This is a genomic window from Geobacter sp. FeAm09, from assembly GCF_008330225.1.
GTDB lineage: Bacteria > Desulfobacterota > Desulfuromonadia > Geobacterales > Pseudopelobacteraceae > Oryzomonas.
Genome location: NZ_CP042466.1, coordinates 2100229 through 2123951, shown reverse-complemented (window position 1 = coordinate 2123951; position 23723 = coordinate 2100229). Strand labels below are relative to the sequence as shown.

The window sequence follows — 23723 nt, the reverse complement described above, 5'->3', positions numbered from 1 at the left end:
AATCCTATGCGGCTTTATAAAACTGATTACCCCAAGGAAACCAGATGAAGAAAGAAATCCTGTCCGGCAATGAGGCCATTGCCCGGGGCGCCTACGAGGCCGGCTGTCGTGTGGCCTGCGCCTATCCCGGCACCCCCTCCACCGAGATCCTCGAAAATACCGTCAACTACAAGGAAATCAACTCCTCCTGGGCTCCCAACGAAAAGGTTGCCCTGGAGGTGGCCATCGGGGCCTCCTTCGGCGGCGGCCGCGCCCTGTGCACCATGAAGCATGTGGGAGTCAACGTGGCGGCCGATCCGCTCTTCACCCTTTCCTATACCGGCGTGAACGGCGGTCTGGTCCTGGTCACGGCCGATGATCCCGAGATGCACTCCTCCCAGAACGAACAGGATAACCGCAACTACGCCAAGTTTGCCAAGGTGCCGATGCTGGAGCCTGCCGATTCCCTGGAATGCAAGGAATTTACCCGGCTGGCCTTTGAACTCTCCGAGCAGTACGACACCCCGGTCATGCTGCGCACCACCACCCGCATCTCCCATAGCAAGTCCATCGTCACCTTGGGCGAGCGGGCGAACGACCTGCCCGAGCCGAAGCTGATCAAAAATGCCGCCAAACTGGTGATGCTGCCGGGCAATGCCCGTGTCCGACATCCTCTGGTGGAGGAGCGCATCACAAACCTCTCCGAGGCGGGCGCCACCATGGCCATCAACCGCCGGGAACTGCGCGACACCTCCATCGGCATCATCACCTCAGGCGTCTGTTACCAGTATGTGCGCGAGGCCCTGCCCGACGCATCGACCCTCAAGCTGGGCATGGTGCACCCCCTGCCTCAGGCGTTGATTCGTGAATTCGCCGCCCAGGTGGACAAGCTCTACGTGGTGGAGGAGTTGGACCCCTTTATCGAGGAGCAGGTCAAGGCCCTGGGCATCGCCGTGACCGGCAAGGAACTGATCTCCTTGTGCGGCGAGCTGTCCCCGGGGCGGATTCGCACCGCTTTCGGCCTTCAGCAGCCCCCCGTCGCCGCCGGCGACACGCTCCCCGGGCGGCCACCCAACATGTGTCCCGGTTGCCCCCACCGCGGGGTGTTCTTCGCCCTCAACCAGCTCAAGGCCTACGTTACCGGCGATATCGGCTGTTACACCCTGGGGTTCATGCCGCCGCTCTCGGCCATGGATACCTGCGTCTGCATGGGCGCCTCCATCGGCATGGCCACCGGCGTCAGCAAGGTCGTATCGGAGGAGGAGAAAAAGAAGGTCGTGGCCGTGATCGGCGACTCCACCTTCCTGCATACCGGCATCAACGGCCTGATGGACATGGTCTACAATAACTCGTCCTCCACGGTGGTGATCCTGGACAACCGCATTACCGCCATGACCGGCCGCCAGGACAATCCTGCCTCCGGCTTCACCCTGATGGACGACCCGTCCCACCGCATAGATTTCCCCCTGCTCTGCAAATCGCTGGGGGTCAAGCATATCCGGGTGATCAACCCCTTTGACCTGGAGCAGACCCAAAGCGTGCTTCGGGAGGAGATGGCGCGCCCCGAAACCTCCGTGATCATCACCGACAAGCCCTGCGTCCTGGTCAAGCGGGAAGGGGTCTTTCAAAAGGGGCCGGCCTATGAGGTTGCGGTCGAGAAGTGCACCGGTTGCCGCGCCTGCCTCAAGATCGGCTGTCCGGCCATCGAGTGGCGACCGGCCGGAGACGGCAGCAAGAAGGGCAAGGCTTTCATCGACCCGCTGCTCTGCACCGGTTGCGACGTCTGCCGGCAGCTGTGCAAGTTCGACGCGATCGGGAGGGGCAAATGAATAACCGCATAACCAACATTCTGCTGGTCGGGGTCGGCGGGCAGGGCATCCTGCTGGCTGCGGAGATCCTTTCCGAGGCCGTGCTGCTTGCCGGTTTCGACGTCAAGAAGAGCGAGATTCACGGCATGTCCCAACGCGGCGGCAGCGTGGTCTCCCATGTGCGCTACGGCAGCGAGGTCTTTTCCCCCACGGTGCCGGAAGGGGAGGGGGACATCCTGTTCGGTTTCGAGCTGATGGAGACCTGCCGTTCCCTGCCACTGCTCAAGCAGGGGGGGACCGTGGTGGCCAACGACCTGCGCATCGCGCCGCCTTCGGTGCTCATGGGCCGGGAAGCCTACCCGGAAGGGATCACGGAGCGGATCAGGGAGCATTTTCCCGACTTCCTGCTGCTGGACGGCCAGAAACTGGCCAGCGAGGCGGGCAATGTCCGGGCCGCCAATACGGTGCTTTTGGGGGCCGTATCCCGGCGGCTGGATATCGATGAGCAATACTGGCTGCAGGCTATCGAAAGGATGGTGCCGAAGAAGGCGCTGGAGGTGAATAAAAAAGCCTTCCTCCTGGGCCGTTCCTCCGGGGGGAGCACGCTATGACCCAGCTTGAGGCGATCATCACCGCCAACCGGCGCTTTACCAAACCGAACGCTTTTCCGCCGCTGCCCAAATCGCCCAAGAAGCAATTGGCCATCTTCACCTGCATGGATACCCGTCTGGTGGACTTCCTCGAACCGGCCATGGGGCTGAAACGCGGCGACGCCAAGGTTATCAAGAACGCCGGCAACATCATCGTGGACCCCATGGCTGGGGCGGTCATCCGCAGTCTGGTGGCCGGCATCTTCATGCTGGGGGTCGAAGAGGTCTTCGTCATCGGGCACCGGGATTGCGGCATGGCCGAACTGGATGCCGAATCGGTCAAGAGCGACATGATCAGACGGGGCATTTCTCCCGATGTCATCGATATCCACGTGCCCGACCTGAAACAATGGCTGGGGATCTTCAACCATCCGCTGGAAAACGTGGAGCGGGTGGTCAAGGTCATCCGCCACAACCCGCTGATCCCCAAGGACGTGCCGATACACGGCCTGCTGTTCTGCCCCGACGACGGCCATCTGGACGTGGTTGTGGACGGTTATACCCAGGAGAGTTTTGCTGCCCATATACTTTAACGAGGTAAGACGCATGTATTTTAACGAAGAGTTTGAGACCCTGCCCCGCCCGGCGCTGGAGGCGTTGCAGCTCAAACGGCTGCAAGCCGTGGTTGAAAGGGTGTATGCCAATGTCCCATTTTACAAGGCTTCTTTCGACAAGGCCGGGCTCAGGCCCGCCGACGTGCGCAGCCTGGACGATCTGCAACGTTTTCCCTTCACCACCAAGCAGGACATGCGCGACTCCTATCCCTACGGCCTGTTTGCCGCGCCCCTGGAAGAGGTCGTCCGCATCCACGCTTCCTCCGGCACCACCGGCAAACCGACCGTGGTCGGCTATACCCACAAAGATATCGAGACCTGGAGCGAATTGATGGCCCGCTCATTTATGGCGGCCGGCGCCCACCGGGGCGATATCATCCACAATGCCTACGGCTACGGGCTCTTTACCGGCGGCCTGGGGGCCCATTACGGCGCCGAACGGCTGGGAGCGTCGGTCATCCCCATCTCGGGCGGCAACACCAAGCGCCAGATCATGATCATGCAGGATTTCGGCTCCACGGTACTGACCTGCACCCCGTCCTATTCGCTCTTCATGGCCGAGGAGGCCAGGGCCGAAGGGATCGATTTCAAAAAGCTCAAGCTGCGGGTCGGCATCTTCGGGGCCGAACCCTGGTCCGAGGCCATGAGGGGCGAGATCGAGGCGAAACTGAACCTGTCGGCCATCGATATCTACGGCCTGTCCGAGATCATGGGGCCGGGGGTGGCCATCGAATGCATCGAGGCCAAGAAGGGATTGCACATCTGGGAGGACCACTTCATCCCCGAGATCATTGATCCCGCGACCGGCCAGCGCCTGCCCGAGGGAGAGCGGGGCGAACTGGTCATCACCACCATCACCAAGCAGGGAATCCCCCTGATCCGTTACCGCACCCGCGACATTACCAGCATCTCCTACGAGCCCTGCGTGTGCGGCCGGACCCATGCCCGCATGAGCCGCATGAGCGGCCGCTCCGACGACATGCTGATCATCCGCGGGGTCAACGTCTTCCCCTCCCAGATCGAATCGATCCTGGTGGGCATCGAAGGGGTCGAGCCCCATTACCTGCTGATAGTGGACCGCAAGGACAATCTGGATACCCTGGAAGTTCATGTGGAGGTTGACGAAGGGCTCTTCTCCGACGAGATCAAGATGCTGCAGCTTTTGGCGAAGCGGATCGAGAAAGAGATCAAGGATGTGCTGGGGATCACCTGCACCGCCAAACTGGTGGAGCCCAAGTCCATTCAACGCAGCGAAGGCAAGGCGGTACGGGTCATCGACAAACGGAGATTCTAACATCAACCATTTGCCACGGATCAAAACCTGCCACGGAGACACAGAGACACAGAGGAAAAACAGGAGAAAAGGCAAAATCATTCTTAGGTAAAGCCCAATATATGAATTGTTTGGGGGATGGTTTTGAAGTTCTCTGTGTCTCTGTGGCGGGTGTTAGGTCTTTCCCACAGGGAGGTCAATATGAAAGTCGAGCAGATATCCATCTTCATCGAGAACAAATCGGGTCGTCTGGCCGAAATCACCCGCATCCTGGGCGAGAGCGGCATCAACATCAGGGCGTTGTCCCTGGCCGATACCTCGGACTTCGGCATCCTGCGCCTGATCGTGAATGATGTGGAGACGGCCAACCGGGTGCTCAAGGAAAAAGGGTTCACCGTCAACAAGACCGAGGTGGTCGCCGTCGAGGTGCCCGACCGTCCCGGCGGGTTGGGGGCCATACTCCAGACCCTGGATACTGAGCAGATCAACGTAGAGTACATGTACGCCTTTGTCGAGCGCTGCGGCGGCAATGCGGTGATCATCTTCCGTTTCGATGAAACCGACAAGGCCATCGATGTGCTCAAGGCCAACAATTTCAGCGTGCTGGCGGGGGAGCGTCTCTACAGCATGTAAATGCGGTTCCGTAAAGGGGGAAGCATGAAAAAGCTGATCGCGGTCTGCTGCATGGGTATCAGCCTTTTGTCCGCCACGGCGCTCCATGCCGCGGGAACGGTGAAGATCGGCGGCCTGTTCGCCGTGACCGGGCCGGCGGCCTTCCTCGGGGAACCGGAAAAGAGAACCCTTGAGATGCTGGTCAATCAGGCCAACGCCAAGGGGGGAATCAACGGCGTCAAGCTGGAGGCGGTCATCTACGATACCGGCGGCGATGCCACCAAGGCGGTCCAATTGGCGACCAGGCTGATCAGGGACGACAGGGTCGCCGTCATCGTCGGCCCCAGCACCACCGGCGAATCCATGGCGGTCATCCCGGTGGTGGAAAAGGAGAAGATTCCGCTGATCTCCTGCGCCGCCGGCATCAAGATCACCGATCCGGCCAGGAAATGGGTCTTCAAGACCCCCGCCAACGACCATGTGGCAGCCGAAAAGATCCTCAATCAGATGGCGAAGCAGCGGCAGAACAAAATCGCCCTTCTGACGGTGACCGACGGGTTCGGCTCCTCGGGCCGCGAACAGCTCAAGGCGCTGGCAGCCAGGAAGGGGTTCAGGATCGTGGCCGACGAGGTCTATGGCCCCAAGGATACCGATATGACCGCCCAGTTGACTAAGATCCGCGGCATCAAACCGGACGCCATCATCTGTTGGGGCACCAATCCCGGTCCGGCGGTCATCACCAAAAATGTGAAGCAGCTCGGCATCAAGACGCCGCTCTACATGAGCCACGGCGTGGCCTCAAAGAAATATATCGAGCTGGCCGGCGCGGATAGCGCCGAGGGGGTCATGCTGCCGGCCGGCAAGCTCGCCATCTATGACGTGCTGCCCAAGAACGATCCCCAGGTAAAGCTCCTCAGGGAGTACGACCAGGCCTACAGGAAGAGCTTCGGCAGTGAGGCCTCCACCTTTGGCGGTTATGCCTATGATGCCTTCCTGCTCATTACCGGCGCCCTGAAGAAGGCAGGACCAGGCGCGGAGCAGATCAGGAACGGCATCGAACAGGCCAGTAAGCTGGTCAGCGTTTCCGGTGTCTTCACCATGTCCCCCAAGGATCACAACGGTCTCGACCTATCGGCCTTTGAGATGGTGAGGATCACGAAGGGCGACTGGGCGCTGGTCAAGTAGTTCCCAAAATTTCATAAAACTGCGCGGAGGGTGTCATGGGTCTTCGATGTGTGTCGTTTCTCGTTGCAATTGTTACCACGCTTTCGGCGGGTGTCGCGTTCGCCGCCGCTCCCATCAAGATCGGCGGGCTGTTTGCCGTGACCGGGCCGGCGGCCTTTCTGGGGGAACCGGAGCGCAATACGGCCAAGATGGTGGTGGATGAAATCAACAAGGCGGGCGGAGTCAAGGGGCACAAGCTGGAACTGGTGGTCTATGATACCTCCGGCGATGCCACCAAGGCGGTGCAGCTCGCCACAAAACTGGTCCGGGACGACCATGTGGCGGCCATCATCGGCCCCAGCACCACCGGCGAATCCATGGCGGTAATCCCGGTGGCCGAGCGGGAAAAGGTGCCTCTTATCTCGTGTTCCGCCGGCATCAAAATTACCGAACCGGTCAAGAAGTGGGTCTTCAAGACCGCCCAGAACGATACCCTTGCGGTCGGCAAGATCTACGAATACCTGCAGCGGCATAAGCAGTCCAAGGTCGCCATCCTGACCGTTTCCGACGGCTTTGGCGCCTCGGGGCGGGAGCAGCTCAAGGCCCAGGCCCGTAAATACGGCATCACCATCGTGTCCGACGATACCTACGGTCCCAAGGATACGGACATGACCGCCCAACTGACCAAGATCAGGGGCTCCCAGGCCCAGGCGATCATCTGCTGGGGCACCAACCCCGGTCCGGCGGTCATTGCCAAAAACGCCCGCCAGTTGGGCATCAAAACGCCCCTGTTCATGAGCCACGGCGTGTCTTCCAAGAAATTCATCGAACTGGCCGGTGATGCGGCCGAAGGGATCAAGCTCCCTTCCGGCAAGGTGATCGTGGCGGACCTGCTCCCCGGTTCGGATCACCAGAAGAATCCCCTGCTGGCCTTTGTCAAGGACTACCAGCGGCATTACCGGGCCGAGGGGGACCATTTCGGCGGCCATGCCTGGGATGCGGTCATGCTGCTGAAAAACGCCATCGAACGTGGCGGCGACACGCGCGCCACGATTCGGGACCAGCTGGAAAAGACGCACGGGTTTGCCGGCATCGGGGGGGTGTTCAGCTACTCCGCCCAGGACCATGCCGGTTTGAACAAGGACGCCTTTGTGCTGGTAGAGGTGAAAAAGAGGGACTGGACTATCGTCAAGTAGCAGACGCCACACCATGAACGGAAACTCCCTCCCCATGAAGGGGCGGGAGTTTTCTGTGTAAGAAACGGACACCAATGCAGCTTGAACAGATCCTTCAATATTCGTTTTCCGGCCTGTCGACAGGGGCGATCTACGCCTTGATCGGCATCGGTTTTTCCATCATCTTCAATGCCACCGGCATCATCAATTTCGCCCAGGGCGAATTCGTCATGCTGGGGGGAATGCTGACGCTCTTTTTTCTGGAAGTGCTGCAGTTGCCGCTCTGGGCCGCTATTCCGTGCGCCGTGGCGGTGTCCGCCCTGGCGGGGATGTTGTTCGAGCGTCTTGCCATCAGGCCGCTGCGCCGGCCGACCCCCCTCAATCTGGTGATCATCACCATTGCGGGCAGCATCCTGATCCGCGGCCTGGCCATGCTGCTGTGGGGCAAGGATACTCATGCCATCCCGCCGTTTTCGGGGGATCAGCCGATTTCCATCGCCGGCGCGACCGTCCTGCCCCAGCACCTCTGGATACTCGCCATCACCCTGCTGGTCATCGCCGTGAACAAGTTTTTCTTCTACCACACCATCAGCGGCAAGGCCATGCGGGCCTGTTCGTACAATCGCCGCGCCGCCGGCCTTGTGGGCATCGATGTGCGCCGCATGGTACTGCTCTCCTTTATCATCAGTTCGGTCCTGGGGTCCCTGGCCGGCATCATCGTGGCACCCCTCACCATGACCGCCTACGATGTGGGGATCATGCTGGGCTTGAAAGGGTTTTGCGCCGCCATCATCGGCGGGATGAGCAGCGGCGTCGCCACCGTGGTGGGGGGGCTGATTCTGGGGGTGCTCGAATCGCTGGGTGCGGGATTGATTTCCTCCGGCTACAAGGATGCCATTGCCTTCGTCATCCTGCTGCTGATCCTGTTCGTCAGGCCCCAGGGGCTGTTCGGCAAGGCCGAATCGGAGCGGGTGTGACGGCATGAGACGCGATCTGCTCAAATTTCTGCTATTTGCCGTGGCGATCCTCGTCGCACCGCTGGCCTTCAAGGGCGGCTACCTGATGAACGTGCTGGTGTTCGCCGGCATCAACACCATGCTGGCGGTGGCGCTCAACCTGCTGTTGGGGTATGCCGGCCAGATCTCCCTCGGCCATGCGGGTTTTTTCGGTCTCGGCGCCTACCTCTCCGGGATACTGACCGCCACCTACGGTTGGAATGCGTGGCTCGCCATGCCGCTGGCGGCGCTCGCAGTCGGCATGCTGGCCGGGCTGATCGGCTTTCCGATCCTCAAACTCAAGGGACATTACCTGGCCATGGCCACCCTGGGGCTGGGGATCATCATCTATATCGTGTTCAACGAGACCGTCGATCTTACCGGCGGCCCGTCCGGCTTTTCGGGCATCCCCAACCTCGCCATCGGGTCCCTGGTCTTCGACAACGACCTCAAGAACTACTATCTGATTTGGGCATTCACCCTGGCGGTGGTGCTGTTCTGCCTCAATCTGGCCCGCTCCCGGGTGGGCCGCGCCCTGCGGGCGGTCCACGACTCCGAGGTCGCGGCCCGGGTCATGGGGGTCAATGCCCGCATCCTCAAGGTGCAGGTTTTTGCCCTGTCTGCCGTCATCTCTTCTTTGGCCGGCAGCCTCTACGCCCATACCATGACCTTCGTTTCCCCGGCTTCGTTCGGCTTCAACTTCTCGGTGGAATTGCTCACCATGGTGGTGATCGGCGGCCTGGGCAGCATCTACGGCTCGTTTCTGGGGGCGGCGCTCCTGACGCTTTTGCCCGAACTCCTGCGAGGCGCCCAGGATTACGACATCCTCATCTACGGTGGCCTGTTGATGGTCATGGTCATGTTCCTGCCGGGCGGCCTGGTGCGGGGCATCCCCGACCTTTTCAGGAAACTGGCCGGAAGAGGGGAGGGCGCCGGCAATGCTTGAGGTTTCCGGCATCACCCGCATATTCGGCGGCGTCACGGCCCTGGATGATGTCTCCTTTACCATCGGGCAGGGTTCCATTACCGGCGTCATCGGCCCCAACGGCGCAGGGAAGACGACCCTGTTCAACATCATTACCGGCATCTACAGCCGGACCTCCGGCAGCGTGAAACTGGACGGCAGGGACATTTCGGGGTTCCAGCCGGAACAACTGGCTCGCCTCGGCATGGTGCGGACGTTCCAGAACATCGAGTTGTTCGGTGCCATGAGCGTGCTGGAAAACGTCATGGTCGGGCTCCATACCAAGAGCTCCAGCGGGTTGTTGGCCTGTTCCCTGATGATGCCCTGGAGCATTGCCGAAGAACGGCGCATCCGGGAAACCGCCAGGCAGTGGCTCGAGTTTACCGGTATAACCGGGCTGGCAAACGATACCGCCGGCAACCTCCCGTTCGGCAAGGGGCGTTTGCTGGAGATTGCGCGCGCCCTGGCCGTGGAGCCCCGCATCATCCTGATGGACGAACCGGCCGCCGGACTCAATAGCCAGGAAACCTACGGCCTGGCCCGGCTGATAGAAAAGATCCGCGGGATGGGCATCACCGTGGTGCTGGTGGAACATGACATGGAGCTGGTAATGGATGTGTGCGACCGGATCGTGGTGCTCAATCTGGGGAAAAAACTGGCCGAGGGGACGCCGCGGGAGGTCCAGGAGAATCCGGACGTAATTGCGGCGTACCTTGGGGAAGGCTGATTAAAGGCGATCTCTCACGGAGTACACAAAGGCACAAAGGAAACCACACAGAATTCTGGTTTACCCCAAAACGCTTGTTTTTCCGATTTTCTCCGTGCCTCTGTGAGCTTTAGCGAACGATAGTGAGCGAGTGAGAGAATTTTATTTTGTTATTGGCTGGTTATATGCTGCGACTTAAGAATATAAATACCTACTACGGCAAGGTTCACGCCCTCAAGAACGTTTCCCTGCACCTGGGGGAAGGGGAGATCGTGACCCTGATCGGCGCCAACGGGGCCGGCAAGACCACGATCCTCAACACCATTTCCGGGGTAACGCCGGCCGGCAGCGGGGAAGTGTTGTTTCGCAAGGAGCCGGTCACGGCCCTGTCGCCGGACCGGATCGTCAAATACGGCATCTCCCAGGTGCCCGAGGGGCGCCAGGTGTTCAAGCCGCTCACGGTCGAGGACAACCTGGAGTTGGGCGCCTATCTGCGTTACCGTGGCCGTGAGGACCGATCGGCTATCCGCAGGGACATGGCCCAGGTATTCTCCCTGTTCCCCCGGCTGGAGGAACGGCGTCGGCAACTGGCCGGCACCATGTCGGGCGGGGAACAGCAGATGCTGGCCATCGGCCGCGCCCTGATGGCAAATCCCAAACTCCTGCTGCTGGACGAACCTTCCATGGGGCTGGCGCCCCTGGTGGTGCAGGAGATCTTCCGGGTGCTGGAACGGCTGCGCCGGGAGAGCGGCGTCACCATCCTGCTGGTGGAGCAGAATGCCAAGGCCGCCCTGAAACTGGCCGACCGCGGCTATGTGCTGGAGACCGGCAAGGTCATCCTGGAAGGGCCGTCGGCCGAACTGCTGGAGAATGCCGAGGTCAAACGGGCTTACCTGGGCAAGGACAAGAAAGAGATCTGGGAACGATAACGTGCTGGTACTTGCCATTGAATCATCCTGCGATGAAACCGCAGCCGCGGTCGTGCGCGACGGCCGGGAAACGCTCTCGTCGGTGGTGTCGTCGCAGATCGCCATCCATGCCGAATATGGCGGCGTGGTGCCGGAGATCGCCTCGCGCAAGCACCTGGAAATGATTACGCCGGTGGTGAGCCAGGCGCTTCGCGAGGCCGGCCTGGCCATGGGGGATATCCAGGGGGTGGCGGTTACGCGCGGGCCGGGTCTGGCCGGGGCACTTTTGGTGGGACTCTCGGCCGCCAAGGCGATTGCCTTTGCCCAGGCCGTCCCCTTTGTTGGGGTGCATCACATCGAAGGGCATATCTTTGCCACCTGTCTTGAACAGCCGGTGGAGTTTCCCTTTCTGGCGCTGGTCGTGTCGGGGGGCCATACCCATCTCTATCTCGTGGAGGGTTTCGGACGCTACACGACCCTCGGCAGAACCATCGATGATGCCGCCGGCGAGGCCTTCGACAAGTCCGCCAAGATCATGGGGCTCGAATATCCAGGCGGCGCCCGCATCGATGCCCTGGCGCGGACGGGAGACTGCCGGGCGGTGCGCCTGCCGCGCCCGCTGATCAATGACGGCAGCCTCAATTTCAGCTTCAGCGGCCTGAAGACGGCCATGCTCCAATGGATCAACAAGCATCCCGTGACCCTGCCGAGCCAGGAGGCCAGCGACCTGTGCGCCTCGTTTCAGGAGGCGGTCTGCGATGTCCTGGCGTTCAAGACCGAGGCGGCCCTCCGGCAGAGCGGGGCGCAACGTCTGGTGGTGGCGGGTGGGGTGGCCTGCAACAGCGGGCTGCGCGCCCGTATGACCCGCATGGCGGCCGAGCTCGGGGTGGAACTGCATATCCCCAAGCCGGCGTTGTGCGGCGATAACGCCGCCATGCTGGCGGTTGCCGGCAATTATTATCTGTGCAACGGCCACCCGTCCCCGCTGTCCCTAGACGTTACCGCCACCTGGGAGATGGACCGTATCAAGGAAATGTTCTCATGACAGCTTTGCGTCGCCCCCTCAAGGCCCTTGGCCAGAATTTTCTCGTGGACGGCAACATCATTGCCAAGATCATCCGCGCCGCCGAGTTGACCCCCGAGGAGAGCATCCTGGAGATCGGACCCGGCCGTGGCGCGCTGAGCGACCTGCTGGTGCAGCATGGCCGCAGGCTGGCGCTTGTGGAGTATGATCACGCCCTGGCTGCCGCCCTCAAAGAACGTTATGCAGAAAATGACCGGGTCACGGTGATCGACGGCGATGTCCTGGCGCTTGACCTTGCCGGGGTGCTGGGCACGGAACCGGCGGCCTGGAAGGTGGTGGCCAACCTGCCGTACAATATCTCCACGCCCATACTGTTTCGCCTGCTGGAATTGCGCGGCCTTTTCTCGCGGCTGGTGCTGATGTTGCAGCGGGAGGTCGGCGAAAGGCTGGTGGCCTCGCCGGATTGTGCCGATTACGGCGTCACGACGCTGCTGTTGGGGTTGTGGTTCGATATCCGCCGGGAATTCATTGTGCCGCCGACCTGCTTCCATCCCCGCCCCAAGGTGGAGTCGGCCGTACTGAGCTTCGTACCGCTGGTGCGGCCCCGGGTCGAGGTCGGCGACGAGGCGGTTTTCCGAAAGGTGGTCAAAGGGGCCTTTGCCATGCGCCGCAAAACCTTGTCCAACTGTCTGAAGGCGGCCGAACTCGCCTCTCCGGATGAATTGAGCGGGATTCTGGAACGGTGCGGGATCGATGGAAAACGTCGCGGCGAGACACTTTCCATGGAAGAGTTTGCTGCGCTTTCCCGGAGCCTGACTCTTCTTCAAGCACAGGGGCGCTGAAACCTGCCGGGGACAGAAGGAAATGCACAACAAAAAAACCGCCTCTCAGCGGTTTTTTTGTTGTGGCAATGGGGAGAAATGGTTACGCTTTGGCCTTGGCCGGTTTCGTCTTGACGGCCTTGGCGGCGACGGCTTTGGCAGCCTTAGCCGGTTTCGCGGCGGCGGCCTTTGCCGGTTTTGCCGGTTTGGCGGCGTCCTTTTTGGCGGCGCGCACGGCGCGGGCCTTTTCCAGGTTGGCAGCCAGATTGTTTTCGTTGGCAGCCTTGCGGCGGGCCTCGGAGTAATTCTTGGCGGTCAGGGACTGGGACGCGGGGATATTGAACTGTTTGCGGTACTGGCCCGGTTTCATGTCGTGGGCCTGTTTAAGGTGACGGGTGAGGGTCTTGAAGCCCGTTTTGCCGCAGATCAGGCAGCAGACCTGATCGTTCTGGAACGCTTTTTTGATCGGCATGGCGGGCGCGCCCGGTGCCGCGGCGCCTTCTGCCGCCGTGGCTCCTTCGGTTTCCAGTTTTTTCAGGGTCGTGAAGACCCGGTTGATTTCCTGGATAAGATCTTCACTGCTCATCTCCGTACCGGCCGCATGAGAAGAAACAATACCCGCAGTCAGTTCAACAAGAGTTGCTGTCATATGTCCTCCTTTATATATATTTTACTTAAACTACGGGTTATCACGAAATACCTTAATAAATCAAGAAAATAAATGAGCAAAAAAATGGTTAACTACAGAGTGGCCGACTGCAAAAACTAGTTGCTAAGCACAATAAGGATGTGGCATGAAGAACAGCATTATTCCAACCAAGCGCGAAATGGAACAACAGCCATGACAGCACCATTGTTTTACCTGCTCCTGATAGTGTCGCTAATGTCACTGATACTCGTGGCACTGGTGTTGGCACGGCTTTCGCGCATCGCTTCAGGCGCATCGCTCGACGCGAGAATCGACGCACTGGAGCGTCAACTGGAACGCATGGAGCGCATGCTGCGCGACGAACTTGCCAGGGGCCGGGAGGAAGCCCAGCTTTCGGCACGCCAGGCGCGCGAAGAGGAAACCTTGCTCGTGAATTCCCTGGGGGATTCGCTCCTGAAACGGATGAGCGAGATCGCCGGCTTGCAGAAGAACCAACTGGACATCTTCGCCGGCCAGTTGAAAAACCTGACCGCAAGCAACGAGGGACGGCTGGACAAGTTGCGGGAGACCGTTGAGGACCGTCTGCGGCTGATCCAGGAGGATAACGCCCGGAAGCTGGAGCAGATGCGGGCAACGGTGGATGAAAAACTGCACGATACCCTGGAAAAGCGCTTGGGCGAATCCTTCAAGCTGGTCAGCGAACGATTGGAGCTGGTCCAGCGCGGCTTGGGAGAGATGCAGTCCCTGGCCAGCGGCGTCGGGGATTTGAAAAAGGTGCTGACGAACGTCAAGACCCGCGGCACCTTCGGCGAGGTGCAACTGGCCAGCCTGCTGGAGCAGATCCTGGCGTCGGGACAGTACGAGACCAACGTTGAATCAAAGAAGGGGAGCGGCCAGCGGGTTGAGTTCGCCCTGCGCCTGCCCGGCCGGGACGGTACGGCGGAGGGGATGGTGTGGCTGCCGCTGGACGCCAAGTTTCCCCAGGAAGACTACCTGCGTCTGGTGGAGGCACAGGAAAACGCCGATGCCGCTGCCGCCGAGGAGGCGGCCCGGCAACTGGAACGAGCGGTCAAGGAGATGGCCAGGGCCATCCGCGACAAATATCTGGACCCCCCGCATACCACCGATTTCGGCATCATGTTTCTGCCTACCGAGGGATTGTATGCCGAGGTCCTGCGGCGGCCCGGTCTTGCCGAGACGCTGCAGCGGGAATACAAGGTGCTGGCGGCCGGGCCGACCACCCTGGCGGCGCTCTTGAACAGTCTGCAGATGGGTTTTCGCACCTTGGCCATCGAGAAGCGTTCGGCCGAGGTCTGGACCCTGCTCGGCGCGGTGCGCACCGAATTCTCCAAGTTCGGGGTGGTGCTGGAAAAGACGAGCAAGAAGTTGCAGGAGGCGGGCAATCATATCGATCAGGCCGCCATCCGCACCCGTGCCATAGAACGCAAGTTGCGGGACGTACAGGAACTGCCCCAGGGGGAGGCCGCCGGGCTTCTGGACATGCCGGAAATGGTCGAAGGGGATGAACGCTGACCATGTCTGAAAAGGGCAATATAGCGCGGGCAGCCGGAGTCCTCGGTTCGGCAACCATTTTGTCGCGGGTCATGGGCATGGTGCGCGACATGGTGGTGTCGCGCCTGTTCGGCGCCGGATTTGCGAGCGACGCGTTTTTTGCCGCGTTCCAGATCCCCAACATGCTGCGGCGTTTTTTTGCCGAGGGGGCTCTGACCTCGGCCTTTGTGCCCATTTTCTCCGAGACTCTCAAGAAGCGGGGCGAACATGAGGCACGTGAGCTGGCCAATGCCTGTTTCAGCCTCTTGACCATTGTCATGGCCGGCGTAACCCTGGCCGGCATGCTCTTTTCTCCCGCCATCGTCGGCCTGATGTTTCCCGGCTTCCACTCGGTGCCGGGCAAGTTCGAACTGACCGTGCTTCTCAACCGGGTGATGTTCCCCTACATCTTCTTCATCAGCCTTGTGGCGCTCTGCATGGGGATTCTCAACACTGTCCGCCATTTTTTCACTCCCGCCATCTCCACGGTCTTCCTCAATATCTCCATGATCGCGGCAGCCCTCTCTCTGCGGGGCTTTTTCCAGGTGCCCATTACGGCCCTGGCAACAGGCGTGCTGATCGGCGGCGTCGTGCAACTGCTCCTGCAACTGCCGGTGCTGTGGAGCAAGGGGTTTCCGATCCGGCCCCGTTTCCGCTTCGATCATCCCCAAGTGCGTCGTATTGCGCTCCTCATGCTGCCGTCCATCTTTGGCGTGGGGGTCTACTATCTCAATATCACCGTCAGCGCCATATTGGCCTCGCTGTTGCCCGAGGGGAGCGTATCGTATCTTTACTATGCCCAGCGGCTGTTCGAATTTCCCCAAGGCATCTTCACGGTTTCCGTGGCCCAGGCCGTCCTCCCCTCCATGAGCCGGCAGGCGGCCGAAGGGGACATGATCGGCATGAAGGAGTCACTCTCCTTTGGCCTGCGCCTGACCCTTTTCATCACCATTCCGGCCATGGCCGGCCTGATGGTCTGTTCGACCCCCATCTTCAGCCTGATCTTCATGGGGGGGGCGTTCGACTACGCCAAGGCGGTCAATTCCGCCCAGGCACTCCTGTATTACTCCCTCGGACTGTCGTTCGTGGCCATGACGCGGGTCCTCGCTCCGGCTTTCTATGCCCTCAAGGATACCAAGACGCCGGTCTGGACCGCCTTGTGCGCCTTCCTGGTCAATTTTGGTTTCAGCCTGGCCCTGATGGGGCCCCTCAAACATGGCGGGTTGGCACTGGCCACCACCATTTCGGCCTTGGGCAACATGCTGATGCTGCTCTGGTTCCTGCGGCGCAAGATCGGCCCCTTCGGGGGGCGGGGAATTGTCGCTTGTGGCCTGAAATCCCTGGCAGCAGCCGTACCGATGGCCATCACGGTCCGCTACCTGTGTGGCTGTACCGACTGGTCGCTGGCTGGCCATAAAACAGGCAAGGCCCTGGTGCTTGGCGCTGCCATAGCGGCAGGCGTCGTCATCTACGCTCTCTGCGTCCGGTTGCTGCGGTCGGAGGAGGCGCTGGAGGCACTGGCGTTGCTCAAGAGGAAGCTGGGACGGAAAGGGGGCGCATCTTGAATTGTGCGTCGCTATTTGAGAGCGGGCTGGGGATAGGCGTGGTCCAGGCCAACGGGCTTGGCGTCTGCCGGGTGCACCTGCCGGTGTCCGACGGCTCATATCTGAGAGAGTTCGGGGATGTGCCCTCGTCGGCCCTGACGCAACGGGTGGCCGAAATGTTAAAGCTCTACTTCAAGGGGGAGCGGCAAGCATTCGATGACATTCCGGTTGATCTGTCGGCCGTCACTCCTTTCAGAAGACGGATGCTGGAACTCATTCGCGCCGTTCCCTTCGGCGAAGTGTGGACCTACGGCCAGGTTGCCAAAGCGGCCGGGGTCCCGGGGGCGGCACGGGCAGTCGGCGGCGCCATGGCCGCCAATCCCATACCGGTGATCATCCCCTGCCATCGCGTCGTAGCAGGCGATGGCAGGCTTACCGGCTTCAGCGCTCCCGGCGGCATTGCCAGTAAAGAATATCTTTTGCGGGTGGAACACGTTGAATTTAAAGGGCAACGAATTTTTCTGAAAAAATGAAGTTATGAACAGGCTGACTTGGCATGAAATTTATTTGTTGTATCCAGGCTGCCGCCAACCGGCTAACTATCCAAAATTCAAGGATACAAGTATAACTTGTTGAAATTATTTTGAAATATGTTTGTGTAAAAAAAAGGCAAAGTGTAAAAATCACTTGTAAAAATATAACTTTTGTATTTCATCAACACCGTTGTCCACAGCTTATCCACAATTTTTGTGGATAAGCTGAAACCTGACGGCAAAAGGCGTCACATTCCTGTAACTTGCCCCCCTGGCAGCTTGGTCATTCGAGCTTTTTAGCCTCTTCCCACAGAATATCCATGTCGGCAAGCGGGGTCTCATTCATCTTCTTTCCCTGGTCCCGGAGGTTTTCCTCCACATAGCGGAACCGCCGTTGAAAGCGATTGATGGTTTTGCGCAGCGCCTCCTCGGGATTGAGCGACAGGAAGCGTCCCAGGTTGACGATGGCGAAGAGCAGGTCGCCCAGTTCGTCTTCCATGCGGGTTTCATTGCCCCCTTCCCACGCCTCTTCGAACTCGTGCAACTCTTCCATGACCTTGGCAAAAACCTGATCGGCATGTTCCCAGTCAAAGCCGACCCGCGAGGCCTTCTCGGTGATCTTCTGCGCCTTGAGCAGCGCCGGCAGATGCGGGGGCACGCCGGACAGGGCCGATGGCCGCTCCTGTCCCTTTTCCGCCTTCTTGATGCGCTCCCAGTTCTCGATCTGTGCCTCGCTGTCGCTGATCTGCATGTCGCCGAATACGTGGGGGTGGCGTCTGACGAGTTTGTCGCAGAGCGCCTGGATGACGTCGGCCATGTCGAAAGCGCCCGCCTCTTCGGCAATTGCGGCATGAAAGACCGGTTGCAGCAACAGGTCGCCCAACTCCTCCTTCAGATGCTCCGGGGATTTGGCATCGATGGCCTCGATGACCTCGTAGGTTTCTTCCAGCAGGTAGCGCGTCAGGCTTTCGTGGGTCTGTTCGGCGTCCCAGGGACAGCCGCCGGGCCCGCGCAGACGGCGCATGATATTCACCAGGTCATCGAAGGTGTTCTGATTGGCGGTCATGGCGGTTTCGCCGCTCATTTCGCGGCCACAAGATCTGCGGCCAGTTCATCGTAGACCGCCAGGGATTTTACGCTTGCCGCTTGTTTTGTGGTGATGTCTTCGAAGGATCTCAGTTTGCCGTTGAAGCGGTTGGCCTGGGTCTTAAGGTTGCTGGTACTTTCCGACAGGAAACTCTTTTCCTTGGGGTCGATGTCCTTTTTCACCAGCCCCTTGACCTTGTTCCAGTATTCGTCCGTTCCGCTTGCATAGTGGTTGACGCTTTCCAGGAAGGAGAGGGCGCCGGACGAGAGGTCGGCGACCGTGGCCAGCTTTGCCTGGGCATCGTTCATGTCTTTCAGCAGTTTCTGGTCGGCAAACAGGGATGTTTCGGTTATTGCCTTGTCATCGAGCGGTTTTGCCGGGTCCATGGCCTCGACTTGGGCGATGAAGCGTTGAGACGAGTTCAGATAATTGGTGACCGAAACGGAGGCGTTGTTGAGCGCCACCGTAAACTGGGCGATGAACTTGGTGAAGATCGAAGCCTGGCCGGCATAGGGGATCGGAAGCATTCTGGCGGCAACAGCCGCATAGGAACCAGCCTGGATGTAGCGGTTGTAGCCGGCCAGATTGGTGCTCATCCATGTGACGAAGCCCTGAAAATCGCTGGTGGTTTGACGCTGGACCTTGACTTGGGCGGCGATCTCCCGGAGACGCTGAACCTTTTTCTGGCGCAGGCGCTCGGCGGATATGGTCTTGACCGCCTCAAGCTGCTTGATTTTGAGTTTGAGCCCTTCGTTCTCCAACTGGAGATTGAACAACCGCTCCTCGCTTGGCGTGGTAGGACCGCAGACATTTTCCTCTGCCTGTGCGCCGGCGGAGAAGAGCAGGACCAGGGAGGCCAGCACACATATTGTCCCGGCCGATGGGCGTCGTCTTTCGAGCATGATCGATGCATCCTTTTCTGTTGGTTGTTATGGCGGAAGTGCGCACGGTTTTTATAGCTCTGCGCAGGGCACAATGCAACGTCTTTTGCCATGTTGCCGTGCATGCGGCGACAATGAATTGCATTTTCCCCCGCTTCTGTACTACCATAGGCAGATCGTATCTGATGCCCGTATCACCGCAGAGTCTATGTACCAGAGGCTGATGCCATGCCATTCCCCGGACGTTTTCGCTTGAGCCTGATCCAGAAGATGATCATCAGTTTTGCCCTCTGCGGCGTATGCATGATGGCTGCGCTGATATATGCCGTTTCCGGCCTGGGGACGATGCATCGCATGGAGGAGGAAATAGCCAGAAACGACCTGGCCGCGGCCACCATCACCATTACCCTGCGGGAGATGATGCTGACGCAGGAACGCTATGTCGGCAAGTTTCAGATCCTGCGGCAGGCGGAATTCCGTGAACTTTACGACCAGAATGCGGAAAAGTTCCGCTCGGATCTGGCTTCTTTGCAGCGTGTCTACAAGGGGAGGGGCGGCGACAGGCTTGTCGCCGCGTACGCGGCCTACACATACCTCGCCAAACTGGTGTTCAGCGGCAAGGGGGTCGAGGCCGCGGTCATGAAGCAGGCTACGGCACGGGTGGAAAGCATTATCGAGCAGATCCGGGTGGAGCAGAAGGAGTCCCTGGCGAACAAACTGAAAATATCCGATGAAAAGGAGGCCCAGACCGTCACCCGCTCCATTGGCCTGGCCTTTGTCGGGGTGCTGTCCGCCTTTTTGGTGGCGGTCTACCTGATCTATACCTTTGCCACCTCCATCGGCAAACTGCAGACCGCCACCCACCGCATTGCCGCCGGAGACTTCGACCATAACCCGGGTATTCCGCCGGGGGACGAGATCGGCACCCTGGCCCTCGATTTCACGCGTATGGCGGCCAGGCTCAAGGAGTTGGAGCAGATCAGCCTCGACGCCAGCCCCCTGACCCGCCTGCCGGGAAACATCGCCATCGAACGCTCCATCAACCGGCGCTTGCGCGAACGGCTGCCGTTTGCCATGTGCTACCTGGACCTTGACAATTTCAAATCCTACAACGATCGTTACGGCTACATCAAGGCCAGCGAGATCCTGCGCGAGACCGGCGAGTTGATCCATAATGCCGTCAAGCGCCTGAATGACCCCGAAGCCTTTGTCGGACACATCGGCGGCGACGATTTTGTCGTCATCATCAGCGCGGAACTGGCCAAGTCGGCCTGCCAGACGATCATCCAGGAGTTCGACGCCATGATCCCGTTCTTTTATTCGGAGGAGGACCGTGCTGCCGGCTCATTCTCAGGGGTTGACCGCTATGGCGTGCCCCGGGTGTTTCCGCTCATATCCATGTCCATTGCCGTGCTCGTCTGCGAGCCGGGCGATTATGCCACCGCAGCCGAGATCGCCACGGCGGCGGCCGAGGTCAAGGACCACGTCAAGGAATCGTCGGGCAGCAACTATATCATCGTGAGAGAGGCGGGAAACTGCGATGCCTGAACGGGCAGTCATTGCACTCACACTGCTGGTGCTGGTGGCGTTTTCCGGGGGATGCAGCCTGTTGAAAGGCAGGGCGCTTTCCGAGGACAGCCCGGTCGCTGAGCAGGAGCGCCGCTTTGCCGGCGCTTTGCACTATCTGGTGCAGGGAAAAGAGCGGGAGGCGCAGGGATTGCTGGAGCAGGTCGTTGCCGGCCAGGCGTTGGCCGGGGTAACGGATGAAGCGCTTTTCCGGCTGGCCCTGCTTAACCTGCGCGACGATGGAGGAAAGGGCGACACCCATGCCCATGCCCTGCTGATGCGGCTGAAGAAGGAGTACCCCCGCAGTATCTGGACCCGGCAGGCGGCGCCTTTGGCTGCCTATCTGGCGGGAGTGGGCGCTCTTCGCGACAGTCAGCGCGAACTGAGAACGTTGCGGGAGCGCAATCTGTCCCTCACCCGCGATAACAAGGACCTGCGCCAGAGTCTCGAGCGTCTGAAGAATCTGGACCTTGAACTGGAGCAGAAGATCAAACGCTGAACAAGGCCCTCATCCCGACGTATTTGCTAAGGGGGGCATTAAATTCCATTTCGGAGGTCGCATGAAGAAACCGTTGTTGGTTGCAGCCGCCCTGGCAAGCACCGTCTGTTCCGCCCACGGGTTGGAATTTCATCCCATCGGCACGGCGGTCGGCATGGGCGGGGCCGGTGTCGCCAACACCACCGGTGCCTATGCCGCCTACTGGAACCCCGCCGGACTCGCCTTCAGCAAAGATGTATCGATCAAGCTCGGTGCCGGCGCAGGGGCCCAAATCGGCGGTTCCCTCGCCAATAACGTGGACCGGCTCTCCCGGCTCAGCGATCCTACCACCGGCAGCCTCGACATCTCCGGAGGCAGCACCACGACGAATCTCCAGAGGGTGGGGGATGCGGTTCAGGTCATCGGCCTGTTGAACGAGATCGGCAATGACAAAAAAGGTACCCTCACCCTTGGCGGCAACGCCATGCTCGGCGTCCAGATCAGGCACTTCGGGTTCGGCGTGTTCGGGACGTTCGAGGGGGGCGCGCTCCCCGAACCCGACCTGACCAATATCGCCTTCAGCGGGGTGACCTCCTATGCGGCGCTGGCCGCCTCCATCGGCGCCACCGGCACGGTGACCCGCGGCACGGCCTTTTTTACGGCCGCACAGATCAGCGCCATTACCGCCGCTTTTGGCGGCGGGACCAGCGGCCAGGACATAGCCTACACGATCGAGAAGCAGCTTGTGGCCTCCAATGTCACCAACATCTCCGCCCAGTCGGCTACCGATTCCCTTGTCAAGCTGGGCAACTCCATGGCTGCCGGTTCCACGGCCGGAACGCTCGACCAGAATACATCCGCAATCCGCAGCAGGGCCCTGGCCCTTCTGGAATACCCCCTGGCCTACGGCTATCCCATCGATTTCGGCTATTACGGGACGGTGGGCATCGGCGGGGCGGTAAAGCTCATGCAGGGGCGCGCCTACCTCTCCACGGTCAAGATATTCAACAGCAACTCCAGCGACATTGTGAAGAAGATGACCGGCACCTATCAGGACAGTCTGACCTGGGGCGTGGATGTGGGAGCTGTCTGGAAATATAAGATGCTGAACGTAGGAGTGGTGGCAAAAAACCTGAACTCCCCGTCATTTTCCATGACCGACCTGGGGGATAGTGCCGGTTACCGCGTCAGGCCCCTGGTGAGAAGCGGCTTTTCCGCCGAAGTGCTCTCCTGGCTCTCCCTGGCGGCCGATCTCGACCTGACCAAAAACGAAACGGCCCTGCCGGGGGTCAAGCGGCAGAGTCTGGGGGGCGGGCTTGAAATGACGCCTCTCGATTGGCTGAAGGTGCGCCTCGGGGCAAGCACCAATATCAACGGCGGGGATACGGCATTGTTGACGGCAGGGTTCACCCTGGGAACCCCTGTGTTCTCTTTCGAGGTGGACGGCGGCGCCTCACCCGATAGCGGTACCTACAAGGGGAACAGCTACCCCCGGGAAGCAATGGTCAACTTCGCCCTCAGCAGCCAGTTTTAGACTGGCCCATCCAGGAAACTTTCCGGTGAGGACCAGCTGATACCCCTTCCTTTTGAATAGAGGAAAGAAAGGGGGTCAGTTGGTCCTTTTTTTTCGCTCGCTCCCCAGATAGTCCCCCAGAAACGCCCCTTTGTATTCCATGAACCGGTCATTGGCGATCGCTTCCCTGATCTCTGCCATCATGGTCAGGTAGAAGTGAATGTTGTGCAGGGCGGACAAAATCGCCGAAAGCACCTCGTTGGCCACAAACAGGTGGTGAAGGTAGGCACGGGTGAAATGGCGGCAGGTGTAGCAGTCGCAACTGGGGTCGATGGGAAAGAAGTCCCGCTTGTAGTTCTTGTTGGTCAAGCGGATCTTCCCCCTCCGGGTGAAGAGCGTGGCGCTGCGGGCGTAGCGGGTGGGGATGACGCAGTCGAACATGTCGATGCCCCGCTCGACGCTCTCCAGGATATCCTCCGGGAGGCCGACCCCCATCAGGTAGCGCGGTTTGTCGTCCGGCAGATGCGGCGCCGTCCAACCCACCACCTTTTTGAGCAGTTCCAGCCCTTCCCCGACGCTGACGCCGCCGATGGCATAACCGGGCAGGTCCAGCTTGCGCATCTCCCGGGCGCACATGGCCCGCAGATCCTCATAAACGCTTCCCTGAACGATGCCGAACAGGGCCTGACCGTTATCGGTCATGGCGTTCCGGCACTCCTTGAGCCAGCGGATGGTCTTTTTCGTGGAGCGCTCGGCGTACGCCTTGTCGCAGGGGTAGGGGATGCACTCGTCGAAGGCCATGATGATGTCGGCGCCCAGATCCTGCTGGATACGGGTGGCGCTGGCCGGGTCGAGGTAGATCTCCTCGCCGGTCACCTCATGTTTGAAGAAAACGCCATCTTCGGTGATCCGCTTGTTGGGCAGCGAAAAGACCTGGAAGCCGCCCGAATCGGTGAGGATCGGTTTGTCCCAGGCCATGAACTTGTGCAGGCCGCCCGCCTTTTTCACCAGCCCTTCGCCCGGTTGCAGGTGCAGGTGGTAGGTGTTGCTGAGGATGATCCGGGCTCCGGTTTCCTCTATCTGGGCGGGGGTGAGCGGTTTCATGGCGCCGTGGGTAGCCACCGGCATGAAAATCGGCGTGGGGATCTCGCCCCGCGAGGTGGTGACGAGGCCCAGTCGGGCGGCGCAATGCTTGTCTTTTTTGATTAATTGGAATAACATCCGGTCCCTCGTTATCAATTCTGTTCTAAAATTTGTTCGCATCGTAGCTACGGTGACCGCGTCACGG

The 23723-nt window shown here is 60.2% G+C and carries 23 protein-coding genes; 19 read left to right on the top strand and 4 right to left on the bottom strand.

Annotated elements, in window-relative coordinates; translation table 11 throughout:
• Positions 1-44 precede the first annotated feature (44 nt).
• From iorA to rsmA, 13 genes are all read left to right on the top strand, one after another.
• A complete protein-coding gene (iorA, locus tag FO488_RS10000) occupies positions 45-1808 on the top strand; it encodes an indolepyruvate ferredoxin oxidoreductase subunit alpha (RefSeq protein ID WP_149210435.1) in 1764 nt (587 codons plus the stop codon).
• The gene (locus FO488_RS09995; protein ID WP_149210434.1) at positions 1805-2398 is read left to right on the top strand and encodes an indolepyruvate oxidoreductase subunit beta; all 594 of its coding nucleotides are present in this window, start codon (positions 1805-1807) and stop codon (positions 2396-2398) included. The genes iorA and FO488_RS09995 overlap by 4 nt, the downstream gene beginning before the upstream one ends.
• Positions 2395-2970: a carbonic anhydrase gene (locus tag FO488_RS09990; RefSeq protein WP_149210433.1), complete on the top strand. Its 576-nt coding sequence runs from the start codon at positions 2395-2397 to the stop codon at positions 2968-2970. Before FO488_RS09995 ends, FO488_RS09990 begins: the two co-directional genes overlap by 4 nt.
• Positions 2971-2983: 13 nt before the next feature.
• Positions 2984-4285: a phenylacetate--CoA ligase family protein gene (locus FO488_RS09985; protein WP_149210432.1), complete on the top strand. Its 1302-nt coding sequence runs from the start codon at positions 2984-2986 to the stop codon at positions 4283-4285.
• A 180-nt stretch (positions 4286-4465) separates the two neighbouring features.
• Positions 4466-4897 (top strand): ACT domain-containing protein, encoded by a 432-nt coding sequence (locus FO488_RS09980; protein WP_149210431.1) that lies wholly within the window; start codon positions 4466-4468, stop codon positions 4895-4897.
• Positions 4898-4921: 24 nt separating this feature from the next.
• Positions 4922-6061: an ABC transporter substrate-binding protein gene (locus FO488_RS09975; protein WP_149210430.1), complete on the top strand. Its 1140-nt coding sequence runs from the start codon at positions 4922-4924 to the stop codon at positions 6059-6061.
• 35 nt (positions 6062-6096) lie between these two features.
• The gene (locus tag FO488_RS09970) at positions 6097-7236 is read left to right on the top strand and encodes an ABC transporter substrate-binding protein (protein WP_149210429.1); all 1140 of its coding nucleotides are present in this window, start codon (positions 6097-6099) and stop codon (positions 7234-7236) included.
• 74 nt (positions 7237-7310) lie between these two features.
• Positions 7311-8192 carry a branched-chain amino acid ABC transporter permease gene (locus FO488_RS09965; RefSeq protein ID WP_149210428.1) on the top strand — a complete coding sequence of 294 codons (882 nt, stop codon included), beginning with the start codon at positions 7311-7313 and terminating at the stop codon, positions 8190-8192.
• A 4-nt stretch (positions 8193-8196) separates the two neighbouring features.
• Complete coding sequence (locus FO488_RS09960) at positions 8197-9156, top strand: branched-chain amino acid ABC transporter permease (protein ID WP_149210427.1); 960 nt, start codon at positions 8197-8199, stop codon at positions 9154-9156.
• Positions 9149-9901: an ABC transporter ATP-binding protein gene (locus FO488_RS09955; RefSeq protein WP_149210426.1), complete on the top strand. Its 753-nt coding sequence runs from the start codon at positions 9149-9151 to the stop codon at positions 9899-9901. Before FO488_RS09960 ends, FO488_RS09955 begins: the two co-directional genes overlap by 8 nt.
• A gap of 164 nt (positions 9902-10065) precedes the next feature.
• Positions 10066-10809, top strand: coding sequence for an ABC transporter ATP-binding protein (locus FO488_RS09950; RefSeq protein WP_149210425.1), 744 nt, complete (start codon positions 10066-10068; stop codon positions 10807-10809).
• A gap of 1 nt (position 10810) precedes the next feature.
• Positions 10811-11833 (top strand): tRNA (adenosine(37)-N6)-threonylcarbamoyltransferase complex transferase subunit TsaD, encoded by a 1023-nt coding sequence (gene tsaD, locus FO488_RS09945; protein ID WP_149210424.1) that lies wholly within the window; start codon positions 10811-10813, stop codon positions 11831-11833.
• Positions 11830-12654 (top strand): 16S rRNA (adenine(1518)-N(6)/adenine(1519)-N(6))-dimethyltransferase RsmA, encoded by an 825-nt coding sequence (gene rsmA / locus FO488_RS09940; protein ID WP_149210423.1) that lies wholly within the window; start codon positions 11830-11832, stop codon positions 12652-12654. Before tsaD ends, rsmA begins: the two co-directional genes overlap by 4 nt.
• A gap of 82 nt (positions 12655-12736) precedes the next feature.
• Here the strand turns inward: rsmA and FO488_RS09935 are convergent, their stop codons facing one another.
• On the bottom strand, positions 12737-13282 hold the full coding sequence (locus FO488_RS09935; protein WP_149210422.1) for a MucR family transcriptional regulator: 546 nt from the start codon (positions 13280-13282) through the stop codon (positions 12737-12739).
• Positions 13283-13474: 192 nt separating this feature from the next.
• Here FO488_RS09935 and rmuC point away from each other — a divergent pair, with 192 nt between their 5' ends.
• Genes rmuC through FO488_RS09920 form a run of 3 tightly spaced genes read left to right on the top strand, consistent with a single transcriptional unit; the run spans position 13475 to position 16910 of the window.
• On the top strand, positions 13475-14815 hold the full coding sequence (gene rmuC / locus FO488_RS09930) for a DNA recombination protein RmuC (RefSeq protein ID WP_149210421.1): 1341 nt from the start codon (positions 13475-13477) through the stop codon (positions 14813-14815).
• A 2-nt stretch (positions 14816-14817) separates the two neighbouring features.
• Complete coding sequence (murJ, locus tag FO488_RS09925) at positions 14818-16398, top strand: murein biosynthesis integral membrane protein MurJ (RefSeq protein WP_149210420.1); 1581 nt, start codon at positions 14818-14820, stop codon at positions 16396-16398.
• Complete coding sequence (locus FO488_RS09920; protein ID WP_240731847.1) at positions 16395-16910, top strand: methylated-DNA--[protein]-cysteine S-methyltransferase; 516 nt, start codon at positions 16395-16397, stop codon at positions 16908-16910. The genes murJ and FO488_RS09920 overlap by 4 nt, the downstream gene beginning before the upstream one ends.
• Before the next feature lie 283 nt (positions 16911-17193).
• Here the strand turns inward: FO488_RS09920 and mazG are convergent, their stop codons facing one another.
• Together mazG and FO488_RS09910 are read right to left on the bottom strand one after the other, a co-directional pair.
• Positions 17194-17976 carry a nucleoside triphosphate pyrophosphohydrolase gene (gene mazG / locus FO488_RS09915; RefSeq protein ID WP_149212144.1) on the bottom strand — a complete coding sequence of 261 codons (783 nt, stop codon included), beginning with the start codon at positions 17974-17976 and terminating at the stop codon, positions 17194-17196.
• A 14-nt stretch (positions 17977-17990) separates the two neighbouring features.
• Positions 17991-18899 carry a hypothetical protein gene (locus FO488_RS09910; RefSeq protein WP_149210418.1) on the bottom strand — a complete coding sequence of 303 codons (909 nt, stop codon included), beginning with the start codon at positions 18897-18899 and terminating at the stop codon, positions 17991-17993.
• Positions 18900-19106: 207 nt separating this feature from the next.
• On the opposite strand from FO488_RS09910, the gene FO488_RS09905 reads away from it, so the two are divergent.
• The 3 genes from FO488_RS09905 (at position 19107) to traF (ending at position 22456) form a co-directional block, all read left to right on the top strand.
• Positions 19107-20426, top strand: coding sequence for a diguanylate cyclase (locus tag FO488_RS09905; protein WP_149210417.1), 1320 nt, complete (start codon positions 19107-19109; stop codon positions 20424-20426).
• Positions 20419-20943: a hypothetical protein gene (locus tag FO488_RS09900; protein ID WP_149210416.1), complete on the top strand. Its 525-nt coding sequence runs from the start codon at positions 20419-20421 to the stop codon at positions 20941-20943. The genes FO488_RS09905 and FO488_RS09900 overlap by 8 nt, the downstream gene beginning before the upstream one ends.
• 61 nt (positions 20944-21004) lie before the next feature.
• A complete protein-coding gene (gene traF / locus FO488_RS09895) occupies positions 21005-22456 on the top strand; it encodes a conjugal transfer protein TraF (protein ID WP_149210415.1) in 1452 nt (483 codons plus the stop codon).
• A 75-nt stretch (positions 22457-22531) separates the two neighbouring features.
• Here traF and tgt read toward each other — a convergent pair whose 3' ends face one another.
• A complete protein-coding gene (gene tgt, locus FO488_RS09890) occupies positions 22532-23656 on the bottom strand; it encodes a tRNA guanosine(34) transglycosylase Tgt (RefSeq protein ID WP_149210414.1) in 1125 nt (374 codons plus the stop codon).
• Positions 23657-23723 lie beyond the last annotated feature (67 nt).

Excerpts from the sequence above, each read along its gene's own strand:
- rmuC (WP_149210421.1), top strand. The coding sequence starts at position 13,475 with ATGACAGCACCATTGTTTTACCTGCTCCTGATAGTGTCGCTAATGTCA.
- FO488_RS09955 (WP_149210426.1), top strand. The coding sequence starts at position 9,149 with ATGCTTGAGGTTTCCGGCATCACCCGCATATTCGGCGGCGTCACGGCC.
- FO488_RS09975 (WP_149210430.1), top strand. The coding sequence starts at position 4,922 with ATGAAAAAGCTGATCGCGGTCTGCTGCATGGGTATCAGCCTTTTGTCC.
- FO488_RS09970 (WP_149210429.1), top strand. The coding sequence starts at position 6,097 with ATGGGTCTTCGATGTGTGTCGTTTCTCGTTGCAATTGTTACCACGCTT.
- FO488_RS09965 (WP_149210428.1), top strand. The coding sequence starts at position 7,311 with ATGCAGCTTGAACAGATCCTTCAATATTCGTTTTCCGGCCTGTCGACA.
- rsmA (WP_149210423.1), top strand. The coding sequence starts at position 11,830 with ATGACAGCTTTGCGTCGCCCCCTCAAGGCCCTTGGCCAGAATTTTCTC.
- iorA (WP_149210435.1), top strand. The coding sequence starts at position 45 with ATGAAGAAAGAAATCCTGTCCGGCAATGAGGCCATTGCCCGGGGCGCC.
- FO488_RS09935 (WP_149210422.1), bottom strand. The coding sequence starts at position 13,282 with ATGACAGCAACTCTTGTTGAACTGACTGCGGGTATTGTTTCTTCTCAT.
- FO488_RS09990 (WP_149210433.1), top strand. The coding sequence starts at position 2,395 with ATGACCCAGCTTGAGGCGATCATCACCGCCAACCGGCGCTTTACCAAA.
- FO488_RS09995 (WP_149210434.1), top strand. The coding sequence starts at position 1,805 with ATGAATAACCGCATAACCAACATTCTGCTGGTCGGGGTCGGCGGGCAG.
- FO488_RS09900 (WP_149210416.1), top strand. The coding sequence starts at position 20,419 with ATGCCTGAACGGGCAGTCATTGCACTCACACTGCTGGTGCTGGTGGCG.
- traF (WP_149210415.1), top strand. The coding sequence starts at position 21,005 with ATGAAGAAACCGTTGTTGGTTGCAGCCGCCCTGGCAAGCACCGTCTGT.
- FO488_RS09950 (WP_149210425.1), top strand. The coding sequence starts at position 10,066 with ATGCTGCGACTTAAGAATATAAATACCTACTACGGCAAGGTTCACGCC.
- FO488_RS09910 (WP_149210418.1), bottom strand. The coding sequence starts at position 18,899 with ATGCTCGAAAGACGACGCCCATCGGCCGGGACAATATGTGTGCTGGCC.
- tgt (WP_149210414.1), bottom strand. The coding sequence starts at position 23,656 with ATGTTATTCCAATTAATCAAAAAAGACAAGCATTGCGCCGCCCGACTG.
- FO488_RS09985 (WP_149210432.1), top strand. The coding sequence starts at position 2,984 with ATGTATTTTAACGAAGAGTTTGAGACCCTGCCCCGCCCGGCGCTGGAG.
- mazG (WP_149212144.1), bottom strand. The coding sequence starts at position 17,976 with ATGACCGCCAATCAGAACACCTTCGATGACCTGGTGAATATCATGCGC.
- FO488_RS09960 (WP_149210427.1), top strand. The coding sequence starts at position 8,197 with ATGAGACGCGATCTGCTCAAATTTCTGCTATTTGCCGTGGCGATCCTC.
- FO488_RS09905 (WP_149210417.1), top strand. The coding sequence starts at position 19,107 with ATGCCATTCCCCGGACGTTTTCGCTTGAGCCTGATCCAGAAGATGATC.
- murJ (WP_149210420.1), top strand. The coding sequence starts at position 14,818 with ATGTCTGAAAAGGGCAATATAGCGCGGGCAGCCGGAGTCCTCGGTTCG.
- FO488_RS09980 (WP_149210431.1), top strand. The coding sequence starts at position 4,466 with ATGAAAGTCGAGCAGATATCCATCTTCATCGAGAACAAATCGGGTCGT.